At 52.2% G+C, this 301-nt stretch carries 1 protein-coding gene; it reads left to right on the forward strand.

Annotation, left to right across the window (positions count from 1 at the left end; genetic code table 11):
- The coding region (locus AB4585_RS29600; protein ID WP_372172414.1) for a PLP-dependent transferase at nucleotides 1-301 on the forward strand (301 nt) is incomplete at both ends.

Genomic DNA, 301 nt, shown 5'->3' on the forward strand with positions numbered 1-301 from the left:
ATCGAGCATGGCGCCGATATCGTAGTTCATTCATTGACGAAATACGTAGGGGGTCACGGGACGACTTTGGGCGGTATGATCATCGACTCAGGTAAGTTCCCTTGGGCGCAGCACAAAGACAGATTCCCAGTATTCAACCAGCCAGAGCCTTCTTACCACGGTGTGGTGTATGCAGAAGCCTTTGGTGAAGCGGCATTTATTGGCCGTGCACGTACGGTTCCACTGCGAAATACGGGTTCGGCCTTGTCTCCTATGAATGCCTTCATGCTAATGCAGGGTCTCGAGACACTCTCTTTGCGCA

This window comes from Vibrio sp. 10N.222.49.C9, from assembly GCF_041474985.1.
Taxonomy (GTDB): Bacteria; Pseudomonadota; Gammaproteobacteria; order Enterobacterales; family Vibrionaceae; genus Vibrio; species Vibrio crassostreae_C.